The sequence below is a fragment of the Legionella steelei genome, assembly GCF_001468005.1.
Classification (GTDB): domain Bacteria; phylum Pseudomonadota; class Gammaproteobacteria; order Legionellales; family Legionellaceae; genus Legionella; species Legionella steelei.
This window is the reverse complement of sequence record NZ_LNYY01000019.1, coordinates 697,280-723,095: the sequence shown is the minus strand read 5'-3', so window position 1 is coordinate 723,095 and position 25,816 is coordinate 697,280. Positions and strand designations below refer to the sequence as shown.

Sequence of the window (25,816 nt, the reverse complement as noted above, 5' to 3'; positions counted from 1 at the left end):
CGATCTTGTCAAATAGATTATCAAAAGAATTAGGCTCTGTGCTCATTTCTACTGCCTCATTGCCTTAGCATTTCGTGACAAACGTAGACTGGGCTGCTACACCCCGCCTACACTTATCTTCTATGACACTCACGAGTACGTGAGTGTATTGTTATTTTTTAAATTTTAATTGAGAGTCCAACTCGGGTACAGGGATATCCGGTATGAGTTTTTTGATTCTATAGAGCCAACCAAGTCTCACTTCTGGCTGCATAATTTCACCAGGTCTGACTTCATTGATGAGTTCATCCAATTCATTTTTTCGAGCAGGTGAAACCACTGCTTCAAGTACATCTCTCACATTTCTAATGTCTGTAGGGCGTGGCGCAGGTGCATGGGTTGGTACCAAGCACTCTAAATTGCGCATCATCAGTGAGTAGCTGCATTTGGGAGCGGGTTTAGGCGTTGCTTTGGGAGTTGGTCTGGGAGACATTGCCAAAGGCGTAACTTCCTCACGAGGTTGGTTTAGTAACGCACGTTGTGCTTTAGCACTGGATAATGCATGAAGTATCTCAACCTTATTTGCCTTAACTTGATCAAGACGATCAATGAAATTGTTTTTCTTAAGTTGAAGAGGTTCCATACGTTGATTCAGTGAGTCAAATCGTTGCTGTCTTCTCGCATGGTAATCTGCATTAACACAACAAACATCGGCTTTTGCGCGCTCATAGTTTAGTTTTGCTTGCAACCAGTCATCTTCGCTCAAACGCTGTGGATCAAGGCCCTCAGAAAGAACGACATAGGAATCACCGTGTTTTTGATAACGTGCTTTATGACTCGGATCAATAATTAAGTAAGCCTGATTAAAATCATTAACAGGTTCCAAATGGGCATTAAGGAGAATTTTTTCTTTTTTCAAAAACTGCTGTGCTTGCAGGAATCCACGTTCTTGTAATCTTAATCCATCCAATTCACGTTGACGGGACATCAGAGGCACTTGCATTTCATCGTGATGTTGCATTTCGGCTAATCGAGCACGTACCTGATCGATTAATCGTTGAACTACTTGTTCATGACTATGTGGAGGTTGTGCAAATTGATTTTGATAAAAGTCAAGTCGCTCTTGCAGCATGCGAATTTTTCTGTCGATAGGTGATTCAATGGTTTGTGCCCTACTGACATCAATTGAGGGGACAACCTGTGCAGTATGTTGCGCTCTAAGCGCTGCAAGTTGTGCACTTAAAGAAGCTATTTGTTGGCTTGAATAACTAGCAAATTGAGTAATTGGTTGATTGTTGAACAGGGGTGCTTGAAGAAACGCATTAAGCGCATCCAAATGGTCAGTCATATGGGCATGCTCTTCTTCCATTAATAAGGCTTCTTCTTCAAGAGCATTCAGCGCTTCTTCTATTTCCTCTAATTCTTCTTCCAGAGCTTCTTGTTCTTCATTAAGAGCGTTAAGTACGTTGCTATAGGCTCGAATATTAGCGTCCAAGATTTGTATCGCAATAGAGTTAGCACTACTTCCTTCAACAGTTTTTGTTTCTTTAAGTTTTTGATCGATTTGTTGTTGAATAATTTGATTGACGTGTTTCGCAAGCTCTTTATCTTTTGCAATGAATGCAAGAAGGCGAAGAAGCAAGCCTTCTTGCTTGAGCATTTCTTCTGCGGTTTGCTCTCTGATATATTGAATTTGTGCCTCTTCTTTCACAAGCTCTTGAACTATCATGTTGATGGTTTCGTTACCACCAGCTGTTTTAAGAAACTCAGCTACTTGTTTCGCATTCTGTAGTCCAAAACGAGAAAGAAGCTGAATTGCTAAATAAGAATCTGTTTGTGCGGTATGAGGATTGCCATTTCGTTCTATGGATGCAAACAATCGTTCTAGTTGACTTTCACTTAAAGTCATTGGTACAGATCGGGTGGGCAATGAAGTAGTAGGCACGGAAGAGACTCCAATATTAAACATCTGTTCAAATTATAAACTTTTTAAGGTTTAAAGTAAAGTAGCTAGTTTCCTAATAAACAGATAAATCAATATGTTAATCTTGAGGTTGTTGATCTATCAATAGCCCAAATTGCTGTGTATTGTTTGCGGATCCTTTTAGCACTTTTTTCCATAAAATAGATGAAAAACCAATGAGTAACAAACATGCAATAATCAATAAATCATAGCGTAATAACGATCCATATTTTAATGAACTAGGTGGTGTAAAACTAACTACAAGAGAAATGGTAATACCTATGAATCCAAAAATAGAGCATGTGGTAATTAACCAATAAAAGCGTTTTTTTTCTTGCCATGCTAATCGTATTGCCCCTGCAAACATAAACGCATACATGAATAAATACATTTGCGTTGCTAAAGTAATCATAAACCAGTATGAGGCGTTAATGCTTGGAAATAATAAAAAAAGGGTGCTTATAAACGACACGCCACATGCTTGGATCAGCAAGAATTTGGAAGGGGATTGATGTGCTGAATGGTGGAGATCATTGCTCGCAAACAAAAGGCCTTTCAGTGGAGAGATAAGCCAATTATTAGCGCAACCAATACAGCCCAAAACAATTAAAATATTGACAACCAAGCTTAGGTTAGCAAATTGAATTTGCGTAAAAAATACTTGAAATAGTTCGGGAATGCCACCAATAAGATTCAATTGTTTTGGAGAAAGGATGAATGCTAAAGTCAGTGAACCAAAGAGCATCGTAACAAAAATAATAATTACTGAAAGCACAATGGCAACAGGTAAAGCGCCTGGCTTACTTTCCTGGGTATAAACACCAGCAATCTCAATCCCACAAAAAGAAAGAATAATCGCGGTTAGAGATGCCCATGAATCCTGATTGGATGGGGAAATATGGTTTAGGGATTGAGGATAAAAGATCATCCAAATAGTCCCTATAGCCAAAATTAAGATAAATGGAAGCAATAATCCAAAGATGGAGCAAAAAACAGTCACCCGATGAGACAAGTAAATGCCTTTTATGTTAACCCAAGTCAAACACCAAATAAAAAGATTGATTAGGATAAAAAGAAGTACTTTATTCTCAATGAAATTCGGATTGATACAATATAAAAGTGTTCCCGCGATAAAGCTGAAAAATGTGGGATAAATAAGGATGTTTTGCATCCATTGGAACCAAATGGCGATAAAGCCTGCTTTTGGACCTAGACTTTTTTTGACCCATCCGTAGATTCCCTCATGAGACTGAGAAGAAAACCATCCTGCAATAATTGCGCTGGGCAGCAAAAAGAAGCATAACGCCAGTCCAAAATACCAGAAAATATCTGTGCCAACTAATGCCGCAGCAGGTAAATTGCGTATGCTATCAACTGAACCAACGGTCATCAATGTTAAACTAAAAACAGTTAGCTTTTTATTCATTAAAATCTCAATGATAAACAGCTTAAACCACCATCAATTTTACGAAATTCACTTACATCCACAGAAATGACGTCACAACCTGAATTACGTACCATTTCTGTGGTGTGGTGAAAACCTTGAGGCATAATGACTGCATTATTCACCCTAATACAATTTGCTGCATAAGCTTCGTTATCATCAACAATTAATTGTTTCAATGACATCAAGGCAGGATGATTCACTAATTCACCATTGACTAGCACGTGACCATTCCCAAGATAGGAAATGCCTGTTTTTAAATGAAGGAATTTTTTAAGTTCGATTAACGTACTTTTATAGCCAAATTGTGCCAATATTGAAGTCAATTGTTGCGCGCCATCAAGATTGGTGCGCTGTGAAATTCCTATGTAAAAAACATCCTCTACTTGCATGACATCCCCCGCTTCTAACGTTCCTGGGGCTTCTATTCTATAGGTGCGTCCTTTATAAAAAGATTGAATGCATGGTTCAATTAAATCAACTTCGCCTTGTCTTGATAGAGCTCCTGGTCGAGTCAGAATTGCAACTTTATCTGTAAGAAGGGCTGGATCTTCGACAAAACATGAATCAGGGAAATCGTTTGTAGCAGGTAGGACAGTAACTTCCACACCACAGCTGGATAATGCTTTAATGTAATTTTGATGTTGCTCAAGGGCTTTGAAATAATCTGGACGACCTAATTCTGTAGTTGATGTTAAGCCATGAATTAGGTTGGGTGATGGTGTACGTACTATTGCTTGTTGAAACATAATAATTCCCTTTGATAAATAAAATGGCACAGATGTCATATGCCGATACTCCCAAATCTCATGCACCAAATCAAGAGGCATTAACAATAAAAAGTTGTCTCGTTTTTGTAACATGAGTGCGACGTTAGCGGAACCCAGGGCTTGTATTGACTCCTGATTACGGAAAATTATTTAATGCCCTCTCCTGCGTCCCTTTGGGGAGTGGGTTAGGGGAGGGGATATACCACAGATTTGGTTACTCAGACTTTAGATAGTGATAACTGCAGCACCTGTAAACCTTCCATGACGAAGATCCTCAAGCGCCTGATTGACTTCGGTCAATGGATAAGTATGAGTTTCTGTTTTAACGGGTACATTTGGTGCTAATGATAAAAAATCTTCTCCATCTTTGCGCGTGAGGTTGGCAACAGAGCAAAGAGTTCGTTCACCCCAGAGAATATTATAAGGAAAACTGGGGATGTCACTCATGTGGATTCCTGCACAAACAACAATACCACCTTTTGTTGTATTGCGAAGTGCAAGTGGGACAAGCGTGCCAACAGGTGCAAAAATGATTGCAGCATCAAGAAGATGTGGTGGCGATTTATCTGAGTCTCCAGCCCATGTAGCTCCTAGCTTATAAGCAAACTCCTGAGCATGGGTGTCGCCGGGGCTAGTGAAAGCATATACTTTTCGTTTTTGCTTTTGTGCTACTTGAATAAGAATATGCGCTGCAGCGCCAAAACCATATAATCCTAAGTGCTCGGCATTATTGGTTTTTAATAAAGCACGATAGCCAATTAACCCGGCGCAAAAGAGTGGTGCAGCTTGATAATCAGAATATCCATCGGGTATGGGAAAGCAAAACCGGTGGTTCGCAACACAATACTCTGCGAATCCACCGTCTATTTGATAGCCAGTAAAACGAGCGTTATCACAAAGATTTTCGCGCCCAGACAAGCAAAATGAGCACGTCCCACAACTTCCGCCTAACCAAGGAACTCCAATTCGTTGGCCGATCTCAAAATGGGGGACTGAAGAGCCGATTTTTTCGATGGTACCAACAATTTGGTGACCTGGAATCAGTGGAAGCGTGGGATTTTTTAATTCCCCGTCTACAACATGTAAATCGGTTCGACAAATACCACAGGCATGTACTTTGATGAGTACTTCTTCTTCTTTAGGAGTTGGCTTTTTTACCTGTTTGTAGATTAGTTTGTGTCCTGGCTTTTCCAAAACCATAGCATGCATCATAATCATTATTCCTAAATGTTTTACGTTACATAATGATGGGTATTTATTAAACTGTAGACTAAATAGCGAAAACTATTTTGCTTGACAAATTACATTTGTATATCAAACTTATTTTGGCAGATTTACATAAACCTTTATAATAATAGGCATACAAATGAGTTATATTGAAAATCATGTCTTTGATGAATTAGCAATCGGTGAGTCAGCAAGTTTAATACGAACATTAACCAAGGAAGACATTGAGCTTTTTGCGGTTATGTCTGGAGATGTAAATCCCGCACATGTTGATGCAGAGTATGCTCAAAATGATATGTTTCATAAAATCATTGCTCATGGGATGTGGGGTGCGTCTCTTTTATCTACAGTCCTAGGAACAGAGCTGCCTGGTCCTGGAACTATTTATTTAGATCAAACTTTAAAGTTTGAACATCCAGTTGCTTTAGGTGATACAGTCACCGTTACACTTGTAGTAGTCAATAAAATACCCGAACAACACATTGTTGAACTTGATTGTAAGTGTGTGAATCAGTTAGGAAAAACGGTCATTAGTGGCCTTGCAACGGTTATCGCCCCAACAGCAAAGGTGAGAAGGAAACGTGTTGAACTTCCTGAAGTAGAGTTGAAGCCGAAGCAAGAACATTGGTATCAGCACTTAATTACAGCAAAAAACTCCTTAAAACCCCTTAAAACTGCAGTAGTGCATCCAGTTGATGTGCTGTCTCTAAAAGGTGCTGTTGCCTCTGCTGAAGAAGGTTTAATTACTCCTATTCTTGTTGGACCGAAACAAAAAATTCTTGATGCCGCAAAGGAGGCCTTAGTTGATATTTCTGCGTATGAACTTATTGCTACAGAACACAGCAACGAAGCCGCTGAAATAGCAGTGAAACTCGCTGCAACAAAAAAAGTTGAAGCGATTATGAAGGGGAAAATTCATACTGAGGAGCTGATGAAGCCTGTTGTTGTTAAAGAAAATGGCTTGCGAACAGGGCGTCGGATGAGTCATGTATTCGCTTTGGATGTACCTGGATATCCAAAGCCAATTTTTTTAACTGACGCAGCAATTAATCTTTTTCCTAATTTAAAAGAAAAATGTGACATTGTGCAAAATGCCATTGATTTATTCCATGCGCTTAAACTAGGTACTCCTAATGTTGCTATTCTTTCTGCAGTTGAAACTGTAAATGAAAAAATTCCATCGACTCTCGATGCAACCGCTTTGTGTAAAATGGCTGAGCGTGGACAGATAACTGGTGGAGTTTTAGATGGCCCTTTGGCATTTGATAATGCTGTATCCATGGAGTCAGCGCGTGAAAAGGGTATTTGTTCTCCAGTTGCTGGTAATGCGGATATTTTGGTTGTTCCTGATGTTGAGTCGGGTAATATGCTTTACAAGCAAATGACTTATTTATCCGGTATTGAAGCGGCGGGAATAGTATTAGGAGCTCATGTGCCTATTATCCTTACTAGTCGCGGTAGTGATGAGTTATCGCGCAAAGCTTCATGTGTTATGGCTTTATTGTACGTACGCAGAAAATAATAATGGAATTAAGAAAATCTGGTGAACAGTTCCGGTCATGGACGTAGTCTATTTCAGGCTTAATTTTAACCATACTCAAATAGCATGTAAGCACATAAATTATCTGGAGTGTTATTTATGTTTTTTTGGCTTTTAAGATTACTTTTTGTGGTCTCAGGATCGATTACAAGTTGGTTTGTTGCACATGATGAGCTGAAGTTTCCTATTGTGCAAATGGTCATTTCAGTGATTTTGTTTACCCTTATAATCTTCATTATTGCATTTTGGCCTGAGTTAAAAGGTTGGTATAAGCGCATTAGAAAAGGTCATCACTAAAAAAGGGCGATTTGATAGCTGCTGTACCAAATCGCCTGCATTTACCATGTCAATAAATTGACAGTCTGATTTTTATCGATGTAATTTATACTGTTTTAGGTCTTTCTGGTTCTGAGTCTGGGATTTCTTCTATTGTAGGCCCTTGCATTATTTTTTTGAGGTTAGGCAATGATCTAATGGTTTGATTTATATATTCCATAATTGCGTCTATATCATTAATTGGAATGTATGTTGGAACATGTGAAAAAACATAGGTATCCTCACTCTCGTATGCCTTGTTAATTTGCTCCAATAAACCTGATTCTGCTATTTTTTTTGCTTCATGCAATGTAATCACTCTACCTTCAGGAGGAATGAGCCCCATACCTCTATTTCTTTTGTTAACTAAATCAAACTCATCTTTAAGATAATTATCATGGGCTACAAAGCCAGTTTTAATCACACAAACTCTAGGCTTATACTCTGGATTTTCAAAGGTAATTTCATGTAAAGGCGTTTTTATGCTTGTCCATTGCCACAATATTTGACCGGGAACGGTTAATAAATGAATTGATTTTACATCGTGCATTCCTAATCCGACATAAGTTTTGCCAAAATTCCTAATCATTGTGATTTCTGAGTTTCCTGAGGTTGTTTCCATCACATCGGATACTCCTTGAAAATTCGCGGTGTCAGTTGCGCGTTCATCATTTTCTTTACGTTGATGGTAGCGCTGATATAACTCTGGATGCGTGCCTAGCAGCTCTTTAGGATCAATAAAAAAGGGTGGTAGATTGGTTTGCATTATTGCCCCATTACTGGGAATTATGCTGCTTATACTGGCGTATCGACTACCAAGGATTAATGATGGCGTTAAAGAGAGAAATCTTGATGTATTATTCGCTACAACGTGCTCAGCAATATCATAGTGGTCTTGTTTTTGCTTGGGTGCGCATATGAATTTTGTATGACTTAGGACATCTACTAACTCCCTAAGGCTCATGCCTCTGTAAATAAATCGTCCCTTATTCTGTTTTTCTATTGATTCCGCAATTTTGGGAAATGTATCAAACTTCGTTGAGTACATTTTTTTGAAGTTTTGAACGTATTTTGGAATTGAAGAGGTTATTTCAGTATGCCACTTTTCTTTTAAAACAAAGTCTAATACTCTTCTAGAATATTCATTTTGATGCTTATGACCTACGTGCTCACGTTTAGGTACATGGTTAAAAAACGTTTTTGATTTCATTACAACCACTCCGGAAACTTTTGATGCGTTAAGTTGATTTAGTGGATTATATGATCATAATTACAAAATATGGAGTTAAATTTAAACAAAATGAATTTGCGGACATCGATGAAATATGAAAGTGCCTTGTGAAAAAAATAATATGCAATAAAAACATGGGAGAACTTGATGAAAAAGCAACATGCACCGGGATTTTTATCGTTGGTAACTGAATCTAAAAAACGTATTAAAGAAATAAGTCCTAAAATATTAAAAGAAAAAATTGAATCTAAAGAGCATATGTCCCTTATTGATGTACGCGAACTTAATGAAAGGGAAACAGGGTATATTGCAACAGCAATACACTTGAGTAAGGGCGTTATTGAACGAGATATTGAAAAAACAATTCCTAATTTAGATGAGCAAGTTATTGTTTATTGCAGCGGGGGATTTCGATCTGCGTTGGTTGCCGACAATTTACAAAAAATGGGATACACCGATGTTTATTCATTAGAAACTGGGCTACAAGGCTGGCTCGATGATGGGTATTCTCTACAAAAATAAATTTGTTTTGAGCTTTTTTCTTACTGCCATTAAGAAATCTCCTCTCCCACGAGTGGGAGAGAGTGAGTAGGCATTAGCCTAATCAATGGTTTGATCTGTCTCATGGACAACTTCTCCCGGTCAGTAAGTTGACCATCTTGAAAGAAAGGATAGTAAAGTAAGTTGTTGCAGCTTTAAATCACTTCTTACACTGGTGGCACCGTTTCTGGCACATAAAAAATCGTTTTGATCAACTTACCCACTTTACCGCGTACAAGTCATCATTGCCACGGACTATTTGTTCTGGAGTCTAAAATTTAACCTATAATTAAAAAATATGCCGTAGGAGTACTGAATATGCGTCATTCTCAGCTCATCATGATAGGGATACATCTTGGTTACTCTCTATCTCAAAGGGGATTGTGCAAAGGTTTCTCCAGCATGTGGATTCAGGCTGTATGTTCAGGAGAAGAAAAGACTTTTATGCAAAGATTAAAGCTCCTTGAGCAATATGCAGATAAACCTGAAAAACTTGCACAAGATATTACCAATGTAAAAAAATTATTAGTTAAAGACGAACAACGGGCAAAAGAAGATCCTAAGTACCATCAGAAAACATTCAATGAGCTCACCGATGCGCAAAAAGCTTTACTAGAAGTTCCTGTTTTTTATGAAGGTATGGCACTTTATTTATCACCACAAAGTAAAGAGGTATTTAATAAATTTCTTCGCCAATTTCATGAAGTTGAAATCTCCGAATATGTTCAGTCGGAGGCATTAGAGGAATTAGGCGGTTTAGAGCGTGCCTTCCATACAAATGATCAATATAAGCTAACGGAATTAACTAAGTATCTCCAAAAGATAAGCCAAAAACTACAAGGAATACCTGATGTAGCAATTGAATTTGGTGCAAATGGTCATGCAATAAATGTTCGAGTTATAGGACCTAATCGGTTTCAAATAATTGATACGAATCATTTAGATGAAATAAATAAGATCTATACCAGTGAAGAACTTGCAAATGAATTAAATTCTTATTTCTCAAACTCTTCTTTTCTTGATTGGTTTCGAGAGCCTACGCCAATTGTTATGACAACCTCTGTATTTACTCATCAAAATAATCCCCTAGATCTTACGGGGTTAAAGAAAACAGAACCAATACAGGCATTAGTAGCAAGTAAATCTAGCCCTACACTGTTACACATAGCGGCTGAAAGAAATGATGTTGATACTTTACGGCGCATGGATTTTAGCACAATCGATGTGAACTTACCTGGTCAAGCAAATGGTACTGCCTTAGCACTGGCTGCTATATCGAGCAGTAATGAGGCTGCAGAATTTTTATTAACTATTCCATCGATAGACGTCAACAGGCCTGAAATTTTTGGCCCAATTTTTCATGCTATTTGGGTTAAAAATTATGAGTTAGCCTATAAAATTGCTGAGCATCCAAGTTTTAATATAAAAAATAATGCCATCGAATTAGGGAATGTGCTGCACGCCATAGCCGCAACTAAAAACCCTACTCCTGAAATTGTAGAATTTGCCCAATACTTAATTGACAAAGGTGCTGATATCAATCAACAAAACAAAGAGGGAAATACGCCTCTTTATGAAGCTTGTATTAATGGAAACAAGCAATTGGCTAAGCTATTTTTGAAGAATAATGCTCGTTTAGACTTGCTAAATGCAAAAAACTTTAGTGTTCTCCATGCAGCAGCATGCAGCGGTAACATAGAACTAGTACAATTATTTCTGGAAAAGGGATTGGACTGCAATCAGCGGTCGACCTCTCAAGAAACCCCTTTACATAGTGCTTGCGTAAACGGCCAATTCGAAGTGGTAGAACTATTACTCAAATCTGGGGCAAATTTTAATCAGCAGACAACAAGTAAAGAAACTCCTTTGCATTTTGCCTGTGCCAACGGAAATAAAGAAGTAGTAGGAGCATTGCTAAATAGAGGTGCAGATTGCAACCAACTGGCGAATAGTATAACTCCTTTCCATCTTGCCTGCATGAAGGGCCATAAAGCACTAGTGGAAATGCTTCTTGAGAGTGGGGCAGATTGTAATCTTCGCACAAAAGAAGGTTTAAGGCCTTTGGATTTGATTTGTAAGCACAATCATCTCGAATTGCTTCCTACCTTGCTTACTCATACGGAGTTAACAAGTGATGATATTAAATCCAACGCTCCCTTAGCAAAATTAATTAGCTCTTATGACTGTAATGTGCAAACTGATTTTCTTAAAAAGGCGCTGACAATCTATATTCGTGAGCGCGAAGGCCAGGCTGAATATGGAAATATATTAAGCTTAGGAGTTCCCAGGAGCCAAAAAATTGCAGCAGCAAAAGCCTTTCTTGCCAATCTTAATGGCGATGAGCAGGATTTAAAGCTCTATCAATCAGCATTGAATGATGGGGAGCTTTCATTTCTTTATGGTCTTTATAAAGTTTTACCCAAACTGCAAATTGCTCCCGAATCAGCGCAACCAAAACGCTCCTATACAAAAATACTGGGTTTATTCGGCGAGATGGATTCTTCTTCGCCAGCTCCCATAGAGCCCAAGAGTCCTAGGCCATTGGACTCTACAAGTGATAGTGAAGTTATTAGACTTTTAGAAGAAAGCGATGATGATTCATCGATAAATTCCTTACCTAATTCCTTTAAAACAACTCCATTTTGACTTTCAAATGCACCAACTACATATGCATCCTGATTGATCCCATTATTCATTAAGAAAATATTTTCCCAGTATCAATATATTTAAAGTTAATCGTATAAGTATTATTCCAATGCCAATTTATTTCCTGACTTGTTGTGATGATAATAGAGCTCACAGTTTTATCATTTAATTTGTTATCCTTCTCATAGAGCATTGAAAATTCATCAGTATTTTCAATGAGTGGTGTGAGAAGAAAAGTAGATCTCGCCATATTTGCAACGAGCCGATATTGTTTTGTAGTTCCATTTTTTAGTTGCAAAGTAATTTGTAATTGTTGTGGCCTAAAGAAAATAGTTGCTAGAGCCCCCCATATAGTTGGTTTCAAATTAATCTCAACAAAGAGCAGTTGTTTTTTCGGTAGTCTTACATGCTCACCTAAAACGTGAAATTCTTTTTTTAATAACGTTAAGTTGACTTGATGAGGATGTTTCTTTTTATGAAGGAACAGAAAATTACTCGTCAACAGAGTTGGCTTATAATTAACCAGTAATAAGGGCCAGCTTGCCCCATCCTCTAATGAAGGAACGCGTTGATCAATTGGTTCGATTTTGAAAATAATGTTATCCGGATTATTTGTCCCTTGAAGATGCTTTTTATTTTTTTCAGCTAAGCCTGGATTAAAAACAGAATAACTCTGAAATATTGGACGTGGGGACCAAATATTTTGCGAAGAGATTAAGTACGATTGATCATATGAGTAAATGTCAGTAGTACCTTGTAACCGAGGAAAGGCTGTTTGATCGCGTAAGAAGTTCATCGTAAACAGAAAGTTTTTTTTAAGCCAATCAGGATCCTGTATTCTACTTTTTAGACCATGCCATGCTGAGGAATAAGAAGAGATGAAGTTATCTCGAAGTGATATACCTGTATAGTGACTATTAATGTAATACCAACTATTTAATGAGACAAGAATAAGTAGCGCATTGACCCGGGAGTTAAAAATAAAGGGTAAAAATAGCGTTGCGAGCAAAGCAGAGGTGCCAGGTATAAAGGCATGTCCCACATGACGGGTAAAACCGGTTTTAAAAGAAACAAACAAAAACACAAAATAAATTCCCAGTAAGAATATTTTTGCACCAATTGTTATTTTTTTTTGCCATGAAATGGCTAGGAGAATTAATAAGCAAGTAAATAAATATAAAATGACCTCATTCGCATTTCCATTAGTAGACATCGCTTCTGTAAAACCTGATGCTATCCACACTGTGCTTATTAGGTAGGCAGGTAAGGAGGAGAGGTGTTGTCCTGCCATAAGCCAAAAAAAAATGATTGACACTGTAGGAGATGCGAGACAAATGAATGCTAGTTTTTTTTCATTATTGGTGAGGAAAAAGATAAAACACAAAATGAGCATGAGCATACACAGAATGAGCATGGAGCCCTTGATGAGCACAAGTAAGCCGAATGGAGCGAACAGAAAAAAAACAAGCAATAAAAGATAAATATTGGCGAGCATAGCGCGATTTTCAATGAATATAATTTGATAACTTATTAGTCCTGCAAGTAATGGGTATGAAAAAAATAAAGAGTCACGAGCATAAATCATACCCAGAAACGGAACGCAATAAATAAGAAACCAGTACCATGGTTTTCTTCTCATTAAAAAAAGTAGGCAAATCCAGTAAGAAATTGCTAGGCTAAGACAGCCAGAAATCATTAAAAAATCCGTAGCTGGATGATACGCTTTTGTGTATAAAGACGAATAGGGACCTAGGGTAAATATAATGTCCTTACCAAATGCTAACCCTTGAGCCACTGCTTGATTTAGACCAAGAGCCCATGAAGGATCAATTCCTGGTGCCGGCATTTTAGGAGAGAAAGGGATGAACATACACATGATAATGAGTAGCAGCATCAGCTTACTTAGAAAATCAAAGAGCATATTTGTTTTTCTAAGTACAATTGTCCTTGGTGTATGGCTCAATTAAGCATTCCCTAGTTTAAATTTTAGGGTAGTGTAACTTATTTTTTAATTAGAGGGTAAGTTGGTGCTTAGGGGATTACTCTATATGTTCAATACATAGCCTAGGGTATTGTCGTTAACGGTTAAAATTAGAAAAGTAACGTTAAGCCTAATGAAACGGTATTAGATATATCTGGCGTAGTACTTTCATCCTCTAGTATTCTAAACGCCCCATAATTGTGCTCGTTTTCATATTCAACATACATACTCACTCCAGGTATAAGGCGATAATAAGGTCGTATGGTATAGCGCATTTGATTTAAACCACTACCAATCTGCGCGTTAAGGATGGTTTTAGTTGCTAAAATGCTGCGAACTCCTGTTCTGATTAAAAAATTATTGGTAATTTGTGTATCTCGCGATAATTCGATATCAAATTTAACATTACCACCATAAAAGTAGGTCCTGATATCGGTATCAATAAAAAATGGCATTAATCCTTCCAGACCAATACCGGCCTGCCAATACGGCTGACTGGCAGGCCGGTTAAAATAGTTTGCTCCGCCTTTAATAGCCCAAAATTGACTGATTAAATGCCAGTAAAAGATATCAATATCTGCGTTTTCTACTACGCCTTTATAAATTTCAGCATCCTTGGTAAATAGTTCTAGTTTATTATAATCGGGACCATATAGGCCTTTATAGGTAAGGCGTTGCGAATTGTGGATAGGATCAGCGCCTACATCTAGATAAGTTGCTAACCAAAAACCTGCGCCATGAGCCATGGGGTGCTTTACTAAATGCAAGTTAATCGGCTTAATTGCCTCGTCGACCCGCATTATGGGGCGATTGTAATAAGGAGTGTTTTTAACAATATCTTCTGGTTTGGTTTTGCCTTCCGCTATTTCGATGATGGTTGTGTATTGAAATACTCGGTTCATTCCAGTCATCATATGATAAAGCATATGACAATGAAAAAACCATTGACCACTCGCATCGGTATCTACATCTGCAGTTATGGTTCCTCCTGGGGGGATGTCCAGCGTATGTTTCAGCGGATCAAAAGCATCTTTTCCTGTACGTAAAATAAACCAATGGCCGTGTATGTGCATGGGATGATGCATCATTGATGGATTAGTAAATACAAAACGATAACGTTTACCTGGTTTTAAAGGAATCGGTTTCGCTTTATAACCAGGTACTCCATTGACAAACCAAATAAACTGCCCCATATAGCCAAACAACTCTAAATTAATTAACCCCTCTACAGGTATATTGGGATCATTAGTCGGAATCGCAGCGGTTAAATCGCGATACTTGGTTTCCAACGAGGTTTTATAGGATGAGCTGGATGGGGCTATAGTATCTTTAAGTCGAGTTGGCTCAGTAGGCATTTGCATATTCATGGAGTGGTCCATATGCATGCTGTGATCCATTTGCATTGAGTGCATGTTCATTGAAGGCTGCGAAGTGCTTTGCTGTTGTTGGCTTACAGGTAGGCTGCCTTGATGCATGCCACCCATCATGATGTTCATCATTTCTCTAGTCACCGGGATGGGCTCAGTAAGTGGTTTTACTTGTGTGTAATCGACAGTTTGATTGGGTGTTGTTTTTAACGCACCGTAGGCAACACCTACAGTATCTTTTGAGCCTGCATAAATGATATAAGGTTGATCTCTTTCTATTTTTACCAAAACGTCATAGGTTTCTGCAGGGGAAATGGATAACTCTTTAACAGAGTAAGGTTTGACGTCGTTGCCATCAGCCTGGATAACGCTCATGGCAGCATCCGATATTTTAATGCGGAAAATCGTACTGCTTCCTGCATCAATAAATCGTAAGCGAACGATGTCGCCCACTTTGACTGGAGCTGTCCATGGGGTGTCATTAGGATGGCCATTCATTAAAAATGCATCAAAAGCGACGTCGCTTATATCGTAAATGCTCATACGCATTTGTTGCATGCTCTTATAATCAGTAAGAAGACTTTTTCGTTCACTTTTTGACGCCTTTTGGTAATCATGGATAAATTTTGCCAAAGATGGTTGTAGTGGGAAACGAGGTGCATAAAAATCCCCGGATTTTTTAAGATTAGCTAAAACTTGTTCTGGTTTGGTATTAATCCAATCTGATAAAACGACGACATAATCTTTAGTGTAAGGGTAATGAGCAGGCTTTTTAGGATCAATCAAAAAAGCACCATACAAACCTTGCTGTTCCTCTAAACCGGAATGTGCATGATACCAATAGGTACCTGATTGTTTTAAAGTAAATTTGTAATGAAAAACACCACCTGGTGGAATTTCCGTTTGCGCAACACCTTCTACACCATCCATTTGCCAAGGAACCAAAACACCATGCCAATGTATGGCTGTCCCTTTATCAAGATGGTTGTACACATTGATGGTCACCTGATCCCCTTCTTTAAAATGTAATGTGGGTGCAGGAATTTGATTATTTACCGCAATAGCTTTTGCTGATTTATTAGAGAAGTGCACTGTTTTATAAGCAATTTCTAAATTGACGACTTTATGTGCTGCAAAGGTAGAAAATGAGAATAAAAATGAAATCAAACAGAATAAAGTAAGTGGGTGATTTTTTTTATACTGAGAATTGTAAATATTTTTTAGCATCATGCATTCAATGGTTAAGGACTATTTTCTTAAGTTTTATTAGGGCATCTAAAACTCTATTCGCTGGAGCCAAAATGTTGTGATTTTGGAGTACTGACACACTCGCCATCCTGAGCATGTAATCAAACTAGCAAATTGTAAACTACCCCACAGAAACTAAGCATATTCGTTATTTAGAGTAATTTCTACTAGAGGTTTAGATAAGGTATATACCTAGTTACGGCAGCAAAGCGTTTCTACGCGAAAAAACTAGATTTTAACATAGCCAAATTAATAAGTTATTTGGGTATCTGGCTAATCTTGGTGATGCAGGTGGAATATTGGTTTTTAAAATGTTGGCATTTAAAACTCATCTTGAATAAGATATGAGTAAATTTTTCTGCTGACTTAACTAGCTATGTCACGAACTGAGCGATTATTAGACTTAATTCAGATATTAAGACGCCACCGTTTTCCCGTAAGCGGCATAGCACTTGCTCAAGAATTAGGAATTAGTCTCCGTACTTTATATCGAGATATCTCTATGCTGAAAGGGCAAGGAGCTCCAATCGAAGGGGAGGCTGGTATAGGATTTGTACTGCGTCCTGGATTTACTCTCCCGCCACTGATGTTTACAGCCGAAGAAATTGAGGCAATCGTACTTGGGTCGCGGTGGGTAATAGACCGAGCTGACACCCAACTTCAATTTGCTGCACAAAATGCTTTGGCTAAAATCGCAGCGGTGCTTCCAAATGAATTACGTGAGCAGTTAGAGCTCCCAGGGCTACTTATTGCACCAGGCCAGGTTGCGGAAAGTAAAGATTCTGATTTGATTTTAATTAGAAAAGCGATGCGATTGGAAAAAAAACTTCAATTAGGCTATCAAGATGTCAATGAACATGCATCACAACGAATGATTTGGCCATTAGCGCTGGGATTTTTTGATCAGGTCCGTATTCTTATTGCTTGGTGTGAGTTAAGACAAGATTTCCGACATTTTCGCACTGATCGTATTGTTGAAATAAGTTTACTTGAAATAGGTTATCCTGAGCGTCGCCAGGCTCTTTTGAAAAAATGGAAGAAGCTTGCCATGAATAAGTCGTGAAAGCTTAGGTAATTTGTAAGCGGATGAGTGCAGGGTAAATCTGGTTTTTTTGTCTTCATCCCTATGCATGTTAGGGTAATTCGTTAACAAAAATGGGCAGTGTAGGCTGGGCTGTAAGCCCAGCATCTGCGGAGTTCATTCGTACTCTCCAAAGTCCAATTAACACGTATCTTATCCATGCTATTTCTAAGAAAGAAATACTTCAGTGTCTTGTTACATGCTGGGCTTAGCAGCCAGCCTACGGTATTTAGCTTTTTTCAACGAATTACCTAACACATGACAGGACTACAAGAGTATCAATTTATTTTATAACGTCTGTTCATAATTTAATCTAGATTCGATTCTAAACGTGTTATCTCTGTGACAGCGCTCCAATCCTTGTTTTCCATATGGTGTGCCAAGGCGATTATGAACTTATCCTTGATAATATTGGCTATATCTGGAACTACGCCCGCCTGAGCAAAAGCTTGTTGGAATAGATTTAAATCTTTAAATCCACCCTTCATATCAAAATTTACGTCATCAAAATCACGTTCTTTAATCTTATCGACATAAAGCTGGAATGCAGGGTGTGCAAAAATAGAGTGGAAAAGGGTATTTAGTATACTGATATCAACCTGACTTTTCTCTGCAAATGCATAGAGCTCTCCCATAGCTTCAATGGCAGTAACTAGGAAGTAGTTCATGCATATTTTAATAACATTGGCTTGAAATGGTTGTGAGCCGGCATGAATTATTTTTATAGAGTAAGCAGAAAATATGGGTTTGCACTGTGCGATTGCATCTTCTTGGCCTGCAACAAGTGTTGTGAGTTCTCCTCGTGCTGCCGCTTTAGGAACGCCCAAAACATTAGCTGCAATATAGGTACTGTTATGCTTTTGATGAAGTTCTGCCAATTTCTTTGACGTTTCAGGTAGTATGGTTGATGTACCAACATGAATGGCTTTAGGTTGCATTAAATGCACAAAATGATTCACCGTTTCTAAAACAGCATGGTCATCTAGAAGACATGTAATAATGATTGTTGCATCTTTTACTGCATCTTCAAGGCTATTGGCCCCTTTAGCACCAGCATTAATTAAAGGTTGCATTTTTTCAGGGGTGCGATTGAACACAGTTAGATTGTATTTGGCTGCTAATAATCTTTGAGCTAAAACGGATCCCATTTTGCCGAGGCCAATCAACGTAATGTTCATAAGTTACTCCTTAACTAATTGATTTATTTTTTAAAGGATACTATAAAACACTACTTATAATCATATATTTAATGGACATATTATGCTTGGAGCATTTAAGCGAAAATTACATCAGATTGATATCCCGTCCTTTATATACGGTACTGCCTGGAAAGAAGAGGCTACTCAAGAATTAACCTTTCAGGCATTAAACAGCGGATTTGTTGGGATTGACACCGCAAATCAGCGTAAACACTATTTTGAAGAGGGTGTTGGGCAAGGGATTCAACAATTTTTAAAAGCTACGGGGAAAAGTCGCGATGACTTATTTTTACAAACAAAGTTTACATCTGCTTTTGGGCAGGATCATCGCAAACCCTATGATGAATCTGATTCATATAAAAACCAGGTAAGACAATCGTTTTTAAGCTCTCTCAATCACTTACAAACAGACTATCTTGATTCCTATATTCTTCACGGACCTTCTTATACTTCTGGCCTTGTTCAAAATGATTTAGATATTTGGTCGGCGATGGAAGAGATATATAATGAAGGAAAAATCAGAGCACTTGGTATTTCTAATGTAACTCTGGAGCAGCTCGAAGCGCTTTTTAACATTGCTTCTGTGAAACCTTCATTTGTGCAAAATCGCTGTTTCGCCAGCAAGCAATGGGATTTTTCAATTCGAGAGTTTTGTAAAAAAAATGGAATAATTTATCAAGGATTTTCTTTGCTGACTGCAAACTTATCCTACTTACATACGGATAGGATGCATGAACTTGCAAAGCAATATAAAAAAACAATCCCACAAATTATTTTCCGTTTTGCATTGCAAATTGGCATGCTGCCATTGACTGGTACAAGTAATAAACAACATATGCAGGAAGATTTGGATGTTGATTCTTTTGAACTTTCATTAGACTCATTAAAACTCATAGAGGAAATTAATAAAGGGCAAACCTAGTTCCTGCTGACAAAAACTGTCACTAAAGCGGATTATACTCAAAACTCGTTTATGACAACTGCTGCCATGCCGACTCATGGCTATAAGCTCCAAAAGAGAGAATGATAATGGACAACATACCACAACTTATTAAAGTAGAGGCATTTACCGTGATGGGATTGAGTGAACGCACAAAAAATTCCAATGAATTTAATCCCGAAACAGCAAAGTTACCTGCGCTTTGGAAAAGATTTTACGAGTCACAAATACCGTTAAATCCAGTTTCATCAATTTATGGAGTCTATTCTGCTTATGATGCAGATCATAATGGAGCGTATACTGTCACTGCTGGAGTAGCGACTCATAATTCAGTAATAGCTGATAATTTTGATAAGATCACGATACAAGAGGGCGACTATCTTATTTTTAAAAATTCAGGCCCAATGCCTAAAGCGATCATCGAAGCTTGGCAAGCCGTTTGGCATTATTTCGACACTCAATCCTCTGTTTCAAGAGCATATAAGACTGATTTTGAGGTGTATATGGGACAAGAAGAATGTGCAATTTATATTGGTATTAAAAAATAAGTGGTGTTTAATATCTGTATGCTGTGATTTGTTCCTTAGAATGATGCTCCGGACTTGAGAGTTTTAAACACATTTGTATCATTAAAGTCAACTTGATTGCTTTTTACATCCTTCTATGATATTCATTTTGTTCCAAAAATGATCGGAGTATTTATGATTATTGCAGTTTTTTCGCTGGGGCAATTTGTCTCTTCAAAACTCGATGTATTAAAAACAGGGTTTCAAGAGTGGTTTGCAAGCCAAAAAAAAGATGATAAAGAGGCTGCGGTTTCAGGTGAGGATGTCTGGAAATGGATGGCTGCGAATTTGGCACCTTTAAGAATTGGGGCGATTACACTTAAGCAATTTTGTGACCAATTTAATGCGCATTTCAAAGTAAATATGTCGTTTAGTGATTTTGGTAAAATTTTTAATTCGATGTGTACTCTGGATAAAACTTCTTTAGAGCGAGTAGCCAAGTTTAAAGAATTTTTAGATAAGCATGATGATGTTAAGTTTGTGCTGGTATCTCATACCAATTACCCTCATTTGCATTACATTTTATCGCAGTTGCAAAAATCAATTCCAGGAGGAGAAGCTGCGATTATTAGCGATGAGAAGTGGTCAGCGGATGAAAGAATTTTGTTTGCCCCATCCATGACTTCAAAATGCACTGAGCATCCTGATACGCTGAAGTATGCGTTGAAAAAACTTAAAGTAGGCGAAGATGATCTGGTTATTTCCTTCTTAAATACCATCAAGGAATTCGCACATCCTGATTTCAAATATGTTGATCCAGGAAAAGAGCTAGAAAAAGTTGTGGAGACTGTTGAAGGCGCGCTAAAATTAAAAAGTGCAGTTACTCTGAGTGTATAATTGCTCAAGGATAATAATCTGCACTGAAATGTACTTGTAGCCTGGGTCGAGGACCGAAACCCGGGTTTCATTGCGTTGCACCCAGGCAACATGACTGGATAGTACTCATAATGCTCATTATCTTACGCAATCGATAAGAGCAGACCTCCCTCAACTCGAACAGCAGCGCCATTAGTTGCTGAAGATAGAGGGCTAGATAAGAATGCAACCATATTCGCAATTTCTTCAGTAGTAGCAAATCGTTTGATTAATGAAGTAGGCCTTAAATTTTCAAAAAACTCTTTTTCAACTTGTTTTGCTGTTTTGTTTTGTTGTTTTCCAAGATCATTTACAAATTGGCTAACACCTTCGCTGCTCGTCGGTCCTGGAAGAACGGAGTTGACTGTGACGTGTGTCCCTTTGGTGAGCTCAGCCATACCTCGAGCAATTGAAAGTTGTGCTGTTTTGCTCATCCCATAATGAATCATCTCTTTAGGAATTTGTAATGCAGATTCACTGGAAATAAAAATGATTCTGCCCCAATTTTGTTTTAGCATGGGTACCAAGTAATGACGGCTTAGACGAACGCCACTCATCACGTTGATTTCAAACATCTGTAACCATTCTTCATCTGAGATATCAACAAAAGGTTTGGCATTGTAAATACCCGCGTTATTGATAAGAATATCAACTGAAGGAATTTGTTTCATTAACTCGTCTATCTCATTTTTTTTACTGAGATCAGCTCGTGCCGCAATTAAATGTGCTTCGGGGTTATTTGCTTTGATTTGTTGTATTGCTTGGGTCACTCTATCTTGTGAACGTCCATTTATGGCCACAGTTGCACCTTCATGAGCTAATATTTGGGCAATTGCAAAACCTATACCTGTGGTGGAGCCAGTTACTAAAGCCGATTTACCTTTAAGTTTTAGATCCATGATTTATTCCTTGAAATCAAAATGTATTAAAGAGCCAGTTTGCGTTATTTAATAAAATAGCTTAGCAAATATTTCTTTATTTTTAATCTATTTTTTTATAATTAGGAATATATTTAAATCTCAATACTCGTAGGAGGTGAGTAGAAGGGATCTTCCTCTTTTTTTCTCAAGCCATCAAGTTCTCTTTTCATGGCACTTTGGTTTTCACGTTTATCAGTATTCAGTACTTCTTCTTCTTCCTTTTCTTCTTCATTGATCACTCCGTCTGTCTCACTTTTTAATGGGGTATTAACCAGCTCTTTAAGTTTTCTTTTCATATCATGCATTTCAGATTGGAGAGATTCTCGTGAAGAAATATCACGACCTGCTTTAAATGTAGCCCAGCCACTGGACATCCCAATGTCTAGTTTTTTTCCAGATAAAACATATAAAATTGCACCGGCAAAGGCTTTCATTAAGCCTCCTAGAACATGTAACTCTGGATGAGCAATAGAAAGATTTTTACGGAGTTCTTTATAGCATTTATAATTTTCTTCTGTTCGGGCTTCAGGATGTATTGCTATAGTAGTCGTCCTAGAGACTGTCTCCAATAATAAACGTTTGCCACTCACGCCTTTGGCTGAGTGATGCTCGAGTTTATGTAAAATAGCTTGTCCCTCCTTGATCCACGGATCATCGGGGTTTGCATTAGATCGCTCCTCTAATTCTGCTCTACATTCTACTATACGTTGTTTTAATAATTTCGCGACCCGGTTGTGAGGGCAATTAAAATCCCTCCACTCGATGAGCCAGGATTTATCTTTATCTGCTTGTAGTTGTGCATGATTTTGAGTGACATAGGCATCAACGGCATTCCATATTAATTTTATATGATGATTCATGCCGCGACCTTTAACCATTGCTGGTGCAGCATGTAATGCCTGATCGAACTCTTTGCGGCTCATTGGTATTTTTACCTTCCCTGCTTGTATTTGTTGCTCCGTTAATGGTTCAAATGATTTAACTAAATTATAATAAGCAGAGGCGACACCACCCCGGTCAATTGCATCTTTACAAGTAAAGTTGATGCTCTTAGGTTGTAGGGAGCTAATAATATGGTTTGTAAGCTCATATTTTAGAAAATGAAACCAGACCGCCTGTCGTTGGGCATCGGATAATTTTGTTTTTTTATCATAGCCTAATGCTTTGAAACTCTTCTCAATTAATGAATTTAGAATTTCTTCTTCGCTCTCACGACTGTATTTGCCGTTTTCTCCACGAAATATTTTTTCGCGAATTCGTTCACTGATGTGAAAATCTTTTATTTCTGGTAGAGCGGGAGGGGTGTGACCACCGTTTGCTGTAACAAGCGACTTAACTTGCTCATCAGAAAGATGTAATTCAGTAGCCTCATCATCTTTAATGTCATAGAGTTTTTTATCAAATTGAGAAAAATCATTAACCGGTACTTCTTCAGATTTCCCATCTGCTTTAATATAAAATAGTGTTTTGCTGTCACTATTATTGATATATATATAGCTTCCTTTATATTTTGTCAGATCATCTGGTAATTTATCCATCAAGCGTAGGTCACGCCCCCCAGGAGATTCCTGTGCGATGCGTAAAAACTCTTCTTTCACATCATCAATATTATGTTTTTTCTTGGTACGAGCATAGGAATCTTTGCTCATGAGCCCCTTATCAGCAGGAAGCGTTATTACAGCGATATTTTTATGGCCATGTAACATGCCATTTTCATTATGTAATTCAAGTTCTTCTAACTTCTCGGTTAACGCTTTTTCTTTTAATCCTTCGGGATCTGTTCGATCTCGACCCAAGAAATTAAAATACACATGCGTTATTCTATCTTCATCTTTCTCTACCTTAGTTGGTACCTTCCCAGCATTTTCCTGTTGTGTAGCACGCTCTTTTTTAATCTTTTCTAACCTATCTTCTTCTTCCCGATCTTGGATATCCAAAAATAGTTCAAATAAGGGACTAATACGAGCCTCACCATGATGGCGTTGTCCTTGAGTACCAAAGCGATATTCAATGGGATCATCGTCTGACTTATATTTATAATGCCTTACTGTGGATAAACTGGTTCCATGTTGCGGTTTATAATTATTAGACATCATTGCCAAAAAGCGTCCTTGACGCGAACCTTCATATGCAGGTGAGTTAGACTCACGATTGACACGTTTTCCTTCATCACTCACATAATGCGAAATAGAGTGCTCAATTTTTGGGGATCTTGGTGTTTGATGTAAGGGAATATCTTTAATATGCTCAAAAGTTGTTTCTAAAATATGATTATCATTAGCATAAAGCGATTTGATAAATTCATCTAGAGCAGCGGCTTCTTTCTGAAGTTCTATAGCCCTTAAGTTCATTGCTTGCTTAAAAGTTCTTCCTTCGAAATTTTCATTTGGGCTTATTTCATTAATCGCTTTTATCCGAGGCAAAATACCGCGCTCTTTTAGAGCTAATGGAAAGATAGGTGATGTGGATGTGATTGGCTGGAATAGCTTAATTCTTTCCGCATCAGCAAGTAGCTTTTGCCTGAGGTCATAGTAAATTGTCTGAGTATTTTCCTCGAGCCAATCAAAAAGTTTGGTGTAAAGATCGGCGTAGGGGTAGTTTTCATCATTATTTTCATTATTTTCATCTTTTGTAACATAGTGTGTTCTAAATTTGATGTATACAGGGTCAGCTTCCGGATCTGCTGAGTTGTCTTGAAGTTGCTGCAAACCCGCAACAATTTCAGGTGGAAGCAAATTTAGTGTCAATAACGCACGCGGGACTTTAAGATTGGTTAAGTAATGAAAGCAGTTTTCATTATGCAGCTTATCACTGGTTATTGACTTAGTTATTTCTTTTTTAGAACCAGACATTAGATATCTCGAGTAACTAATTAAATACCTTATCGTTATTTATATTCTAGTTGAGTTTCCTTAAAAAAATATGAAAGGAAGGTGCTTTTTTTATATCATTCTGCCGTTATTTATCAAAAGGATAAAAAAATGTTGCTTCATGTTTGTTATAAAACATGTTGGTAATAAAAGAACTAGGTATCTTTTGAAATTGTTTGATTGTAGATAACTCAACTTTACCCTGTAATTTTATAGTAAAAATCATTTGTTTCGCTTTTTCAGACTCAATCCACTTCATAATGAGTGCATAAGCGCGATCGGGGTAACATGCAACATCAGACAAGACCCAATCGTAGTTTTGCTCCAATTTCGCAGGCTCAATAGAGAAAGCGCTTTGTTGCAGGTAGGAGATGTTGGGTAGTTTTGCTATTTTAGGGTCTAATAACGCTTTATCAACTGCGGTGACTGATGCACCTAATGACTGCATGACATAAGTCCATCCTCCAGGAGAAGCCCCTAAATCGAGAGCCTTATCGCCTGATTGGGGATACTTTCCCAAAATTGTAAGTGCTTCCCACAATTTTAAATAGGCTCGATTCGGGGGATTTATTTTGTCTTCAATAAAATAGCATGCTCCCAGCGGCCATTTTTTTTGACGAGTAGCGCTATATATTAATGTATTTTTATCTAGTAAACCAAACGCGCCTATCGAGGGAATTTCAGTCTCAAGTGGAAAATGACGCATGAGTTGGGGCGTGTTACGCAATTGTTCTTCGATTAATCGCGAGCGTCTTATATGAGAAATGGGATGTAAGTACCAGAATTTTCCCGCTTGACGTAGAATTCTTACCGCTTCAGAGATGGATTGAAATGGTACTACTTGTGGTTCTAACCAAATATCTTGTGCAAAGCACACATCCAAATTTTTGTGAGGTGAGCAAATCAAGTCTTCTGCAATAGATGAAAAATCACCTAATTCTTCAGAAAGCAGTGAAAGAAATTCAGGTTTCACGACATAAACTGCGGCAATTTTCTTATCCATGAGTTGAACCTAAAATAGGGTTTAAAAATGCGGTATCTTAACATTATGACTTTATAGGAAACGAGCCCTATCGCTAAAAATAGTAAATATAAGTTCTACAATAAATATACCGGGTATTCATTTGTACTATA

At 37.9% G+C, this 25,816-nt stretch carries 19 protein-coding genes; 8 read left to right on the top strand and 11 right to left on the bottom strand.

Annotated features, from left to right (window positions below):
• Nucleotides 1-151: 151 nt before the first annotated feature.
• The 4 genes from Lste_RS07355 to Lste_RS07340 all read right to left on the bottom strand — a co-directional run bounded on the left by Lste_RS07355 (nt 152) and on the right by Lste_RS07340 (nt 5,365).
• Nucleotides 152-1,924, bottom strand: a complete 1,773-nt coding sequence (locus tag Lste_RS07355; RefSeq protein ID WP_068310913.1) for a hypothetical protein — start codon at nt 1,922-1,924, stop codon at nt 152-154.
• Nucleotides 1,925-2,021: 97 nt separating this feature from the next.
• Nucleotides 2,022-3,368: an APC family permease gene (locus Lste_RS07350; RefSeq protein ID WP_058510398.1), complete on the bottom strand. Its 1,347-nt coding sequence runs from the start codon at nt 3,366-3,368 to the stop codon at nt 2,022-2,024.
• A complete protein-coding gene (locus Lste_RS07345) occupies nt 3,368-4,249 on the bottom strand; it encodes a dimethylarginine dimethylaminohydrolase family protein (RefSeq protein ID WP_272947116.1) in 882 nt (293 codons plus the stop codon). Before Lste_RS07345 ends, Lste_RS07350 begins: the two co-directional genes overlap by 1 nt.
• Before the next feature lie 132 nt (nt 4,250-4,381).
• Nucleotides 4,382-5,365, bottom strand: coding sequence for a zinc-dependent alcohol dehydrogenase family protein (locus tag Lste_RS07340; RefSeq protein WP_058511678.1), 984 nt, complete (start codon nt 5,363-5,365; stop codon nt 4,382-4,384).
• Between the two features lie 157 nt (nt 5,366-5,522).
• On the opposite strand from Lste_RS07340, the gene Lste_RS07335 reads away from it, so the two are divergent.
• On the top strand, nt 5,523-6,905 hold the full coding sequence (locus tag Lste_RS07335; RefSeq protein WP_058510397.1) for a bifunctional enoyl-CoA hydratase/phosphate acetyltransferase: 1,383 nt from the start codon (nt 5,523-5,525) through the stop codon (nt 6,903-6,905).
• 117 nt (nt 6,906-7,022) lie between these two features.
• Complete coding sequence (locus Lste_RS07330; protein ID WP_058510396.1) at nt 7,023-7,220, top strand: hypothetical protein; 198 nt, start codon at nt 7,023-7,025, stop codon at nt 7,218-7,220.
• 85 nt (nt 7,221-7,305) lie between these two features.
• Here the strand turns inward: Lste_RS07330 and Lste_RS07325 are convergent, their stop codons facing one another.
• Nucleotides 7,306-8,448 (bottom strand): hypothetical protein, encoded by a 1,143-nt coding sequence (locus Lste_RS07325; RefSeq protein WP_058510395.1) that lies wholly within the window; start codon nt 8,446-8,448, stop codon nt 7,306-7,308.
• A gap of 168 nt (nt 8,449-8,616) precedes the next feature.
• Between Lste_RS07325 and Lste_RS07320 the strand changes: the two genes are divergently transcribed.
• Both Lste_RS07320 and Lste_RS07315 read left to right on the top strand, forming a co-directional pair.
• A complete protein-coding gene (locus Lste_RS07320; protein ID WP_058510394.1) occupies nt 8,617-8,991 on the top strand; it encodes a rhodanese-like domain-containing protein in 375 nt (124 codons plus the stop codon).
• A gap of 336 nt (nt 8,992-9,327) precedes the next feature.
• A complete protein-coding gene (locus tag Lste_RS07315) occupies nt 9,328-11,655 on the top strand; it encodes an ankyrin repeat domain-containing protein (protein ID WP_058510393.1) in 2,328 nt (775 codons plus the stop codon).
• A 49-nt stretch (nt 11,656-11,704) separates the two neighbouring features.
• Here Lste_RS07315 and Lste_RS07310 read toward each other — a convergent pair whose 3' ends face one another.
• Entirely contained in the window at nt 11,705-13,618 is a 1,914-nt protein-coding gene (locus Lste_RS07310; RefSeq protein ID WP_237760445.1) for a hypothetical protein, read from the bottom strand.
• Between the two features lie 128 nt (nt 13,619-13,746).
• Entirely contained in the window at nt 13,747-16,230 is a 2,484-nt protein-coding gene (locus Lste_RS07305) for a multicopper oxidase domain-containing protein (RefSeq protein ID WP_058510391.1), read from the bottom strand.
• A 397-nt stretch (nt 16,231-16,627) separates the two neighbouring features.
• Between Lste_RS07305 and Lste_RS07300 the strand changes: the two genes are divergently transcribed.
• Nucleotides 16,628-17,314, top strand: a complete 687-nt coding sequence (locus Lste_RS07300) for a helix-turn-helix transcriptional regulator (protein WP_058510390.1) — start codon at nt 16,628-16,630, stop codon at nt 17,312-17,314.
• Between the two features lie 326 nt (nt 17,315-17,640).
• Here the strand turns inward: Lste_RS07300 and Lste_RS07295 are convergent, their stop codons facing one another.
• A complete protein-coding gene (locus Lste_RS07295; protein ID WP_058510389.1) occupies nt 17,641-18,510 on the bottom strand; it encodes an NAD(P)-dependent oxidoreductase in 870 nt (289 codons plus the stop codon).
• Nucleotides 18,511-18,592: 82 nt separating this feature from the next.
• Between Lste_RS07295 and Lste_RS07290 the strand changes: the two genes are divergently transcribed.
• From Lste_RS07290 to Lste_RS07280, 3 genes are all read left to right on the top strand, one after another.
• Nucleotides 18,593-19,453, top strand: coding sequence for an aldo/keto reductase family protein (locus Lste_RS07290; protein ID WP_058510388.1), 861 nt, complete (start codon nt 18,593-18,595; stop codon nt 19,451-19,453).
• 107 nt (nt 19,454-19,560) lie between these two features.
• Nucleotides 19,561-20,019, top strand: a complete 459-nt coding sequence (locus Lste_RS07285; RefSeq protein WP_058510387.1) for a GyrI-like domain-containing protein — start codon at nt 19,561-19,563, stop codon at nt 20,017-20,019.
• A 153-nt stretch (nt 20,020-20,172) separates the two neighbouring features.
• A complete protein-coding gene (locus tag Lste_RS07280) occupies nt 20,173-20,874 on the top strand; it encodes a hypothetical protein (RefSeq protein WP_058510386.1) in 702 nt (233 codons plus the stop codon).
• 122 nt (nt 20,875-20,996) lie between these two features.
• Here Lste_RS07280 and Lste_RS07275 read toward each other — a convergent pair whose 3' ends face one another.
• The 3 genes from Lste_RS07275 to Lste_RS07265 all read right to left on the bottom strand — a co-directional run bounded on the left by Lste_RS07275 (nt 20,997) and on the right by Lste_RS07265 (nt 25,685).
• Nucleotides 20,997-21,791 carry an SDR family NAD(P)-dependent oxidoreductase gene (locus Lste_RS07275; protein ID WP_058510385.1) on the bottom strand — a complete coding sequence of 265 codons (795 nt, stop codon included), beginning with the start codon at nt 21,789-21,791 and terminating at the stop codon, nt 20,997-20,999.
• A 113-nt stretch (nt 21,792-21,904) separates the two neighbouring features.
• A complete protein-coding gene (locus tag Lste_RS07270) occupies nt 21,905-24,664 on the bottom strand; it encodes a hypothetical protein (RefSeq protein WP_058510384.1) in 2,760 nt (919 codons plus the stop codon).
• A gap of 106 nt (nt 24,665-24,770) precedes the next feature.
• On the bottom strand, nt 24,771-25,685 hold the full coding sequence (locus Lste_RS07265; protein WP_058510383.1) for an SAM-dependent methyltransferase: 915 nt from the start codon (nt 25,683-25,685) through the stop codon (nt 24,771-24,773).
• Nucleotides 25,686-25,816 lie beyond the last annotated feature (131 nt).

Bases quoted from the DNA above. Each gene is read 5' to 3' on its own strand.
- Lste_RS07295 (WP_058510389.1), bottom strand. From the start codon at position 18,510: ATGAACATTACGTTGATTGGCCTCGGCAAAATGGGATCCGTTTTAGCT.
- Lste_RS07300 (WP_058510390.1), top strand. From the start codon at position 16,628: ATGTCACGAACTGAGCGATTATTAGACTTAATTCAGATATTAAGACGC.
- Lste_RS07320 (WP_058510394.1), top strand. From the start codon at position 8,617: ATGAAAAAGCAACATGCACCGGGATTTTTATCGTTGGTAACTGAATCT.
- Lste_RS07275 (WP_058510385.1), bottom strand. From the start codon at position 21,791: ATGGATCTAAAACTTAAAGGTAAATCGGCTTTAGTAACTGGCTCCACC.
- Lste_RS07265 (WP_058510383.1), bottom strand. From the start codon at position 25,685: ATGGATAAGAAAATTGCCGCAGTTTATGTCGTGAAACCTGAATTTCTT.
- Lste_RS07285 (WP_058510387.1), top strand. From the start codon at position 19,561: ATGGACAACATACCACAACTTATTAAAGTAGAGGCATTTACCGTGATG.
- Lste_RS07290 (WP_058510388.1), top strand. From the start codon at position 18,593: ATGCTTGGAGCATTTAAGCGAAAATTACATCAGATTGATATCCCGTCC.
- Lste_RS07330 (WP_058510396.1), top strand. From the start codon at position 7,023: ATGTTTTTTTGGCTTTTAAGATTACTTTTTGTGGTCTCAGGATCGATT.
- Lste_RS07350 (WP_058510398.1), bottom strand. From the start codon at position 3,368: ATGAATAAAAAGCTAACTGTTTTTAGTTTAACATTGATGACCGTTGGT.
- Lste_RS07270 (WP_058510384.1), bottom strand. From the start codon at position 24,664: ATGTCTGGTTCTAAAAAAGAAATAACTAAGTCAATAACCAGTGATAAG.
- Lste_RS07305 (WP_058510391.1), bottom strand. From the start codon at position 16,230: ATGCTAAAAAATATTTACAATTCTCAGTATAAAAAAAATCACCCACTT.
- Lste_RS07340 (WP_058511678.1), bottom strand. From the start codon at position 5,365: ATGCATGCTATGGTTTTGGAAAAGCCAGGACACAAACTAATCTACAAA.
- Lste_RS07325 (WP_058510395.1), bottom strand. From the start codon at position 8,448: ATGAAATCAAAAACGTTTTTTAACCATGTACCTAAACGTGAGCACGTA.
- Lste_RS07315 (WP_058510393.1), top strand. From the start codon at position 9,328: ATGCGTCATTCTCAGCTCATCATGATAGGGATACATCTTGGTTACTCT.
- Lste_RS07280 (WP_058510386.1), top strand. From the start codon at position 20,173: ATGATTATTGCAGTTTTTTCGCTGGGGCAATTTGTCTCTTCAAAACTC.
- Lste_RS07335 (WP_058510397.1), top strand. From the start codon at position 5,523: ATGAGTTATATTGAAAATCATGTCTTTGATGAATTAGCAATCGGTGAG.
- Lste_RS07345 (WP_272947116.1), bottom strand. From the start codon at position 4,249: ATGTTACAAAAACGAGACAACTTTTTATTGTTAATGCCTCTTGATTTG.